2 protein-coding genes are annotated in these 1,712 nt (G+C 63.9%); both read right to left on the bottom strand.

Annotated elements, in window-relative coordinates; all coding sequences use genetic code 11:
- Positions 1-16 precede the first annotated feature (16 nt).
- A complete protein-coding gene (locus ACFWF3_RS34915) occupies positions 17-673 on the bottom strand; it encodes an MspA family porin (protein WP_379318356.1) in 657 nt (218 codons plus the stop codon).
- Between the two features lie 61 nt (positions 674-734).
- Positions 735-1,403: an MspA family porin gene (locus ACFWF3_RS34910; protein WP_378993259.1), complete on the bottom strand. Its 669-nt coding sequence runs from the start codon at positions 1,401-1,403 to the stop codon at positions 735-737.
- Between the last annotated feature and the right edge of the window lie 309 nt (positions 1,404-1,712).

The following is a 1,712-nucleotide window of genomic DNA, read 5'->3' as shown; positions in this document are numbered from 1 at the left end:
TCGTTGTCGTGTTCGCTCAGCCGAGGCTGAACGGCGCGCCCCAGAGGGTCACCCAGCTGATGACGTTGTCGGTCTCCACCTCGACGCTCACGAAGGAACGAGCCTGGGCGTAACCACCACAGCCGGACAGGCCGATGGTCTCGTCGGCCCAGGTCACCGAGCCCGACCCACCCTTGAAGGCATTGCGGGTCTTGTGGGATTCGTTGCCGTAGTCGTCGGGCATTTCGAGATCGAGAACGTAGAAGGACTTCGCCTGGCCGGGTCCGACGGTGAGCTCGCCGCCGGTGTTCACCTCGCCGAAGCCCACGCCCTCCACCACCTCGGCTCCACTGTCTCCGAGCGCATCACCGCCGGCGATGTTGACCTGGCAACCCACGGTGTAACCGGGGAAGATCTTGCCACCGCCGTCACCGGACACCGAGACCTGCGCGCTACCGGAAACCCAGGCGTTGCGATGCGCCGGGGTGGACCCCATGGACGGATTGATATTGGCGGACTCGCCGACCAGGCTGATGTCCACGACAGTGCCGTCGGACAGCGTCTTGGTGATGTGGCCGCCCGGCAGCGGAACGAAGGTGTCGGCGTTCGCCGCACCCGTGGACAGCAAACCCAATGCCACGGTCGTCGCCGCCGTGAATCCGGCTACGCGCGCCATGCTCTTACGGTTGATCATCACAGTGACCCCTCGAGGGTGAATTCGTGTGAACGAGAAAGAGTTTCGATTCGGCCGATGATCAGCCGATGCTGAACGGCGCTCCGTACAGCGTGGTCTTGGAGTAGTGGTCACCGATGATCTCGACCACCGAGTAGGACCGGGCCTGTGCGTAGCCCGCGCAACCCTGGATATCTATCTCCGCGTCCTGGTATTCCACCGAATAGACGCCGGGCTTCAGAATGTCCTTGGCGTCGATCTGCACGAAGGCGACCTGACCAGGGCCGAGATGAAGGCCGATCGCACCACCGGCGGAGGCGCCGAGGGTCGATACTCCACCGGCCAATCCGGCAGCGATCGCGTCGTCACCGATGCTCACCTGGCAACCCACCATGTAACCCGTATTCAGCTGCGAGGCACCATGCGTCGAAGAATTATTGGAACCGGAACGGTTCGTCGGTCCGTTGTACGGCCCGACCTCGCCCTCCGGCGTGACCTGCACATCGGCGCGGGCATTGCCCGACACCCACACGACACGACCAGCACCGTTGGCGGCCAGCGACGGGGATACCACGGCATGCTCGCCGGTGCGACTCAAAGTGACACCGGGGCCCAGCTTCTGGCCGTCCGGCAGTGGTACGAAGGTGTCCGCGTTGGCAGCACCGGCCGACAACAGGCCGATCGTCACGGCCACTGCGGCGCCCGCGCTCCACGCGCCGCGACGCCCGCGGTTGGTGCGGTTCTCGCTCATTCTTCCCCTCGAGGTATACGCAAATCCGACCTCGACCATCGAGGTCGATATCTGTGTTGCGCCCGGACCCAGCTGGGGTGTGTCACGCAGGACAGGCACCGCTGGCAACAGGACAGATGCGCCCTGCCGGGAGGTGGATCGAGAAGCTGGTCGTCACCGGATCGGCGCGACTCTCAGCCGATCGGCGAACGAAAACGCAAGATGATTTCGACTGCCGGGGCAGTTGATTCGGGTTCAACATAGTGAGACTGACTCGTAATGTCCAGCGATACAAGGGTGAGCGCACAACAAAACGGGCCGGTCGCATAG

Origin of the sequence: Nocardia sp. NPDC060220, from assembly GCF_042727815.1 — a bacterium.
In the GTDB taxonomy this organism is placed as follows: domain Bacteria; phylum Actinomycetota; class Actinomycetes; order Mycobacteriales; family Mycobacteriaceae; genus Nocardia.
Note: the sequence above shows the minus strand (reverse complement) of the source record. Positions and strands in the feature narration are given on the sequence as shown.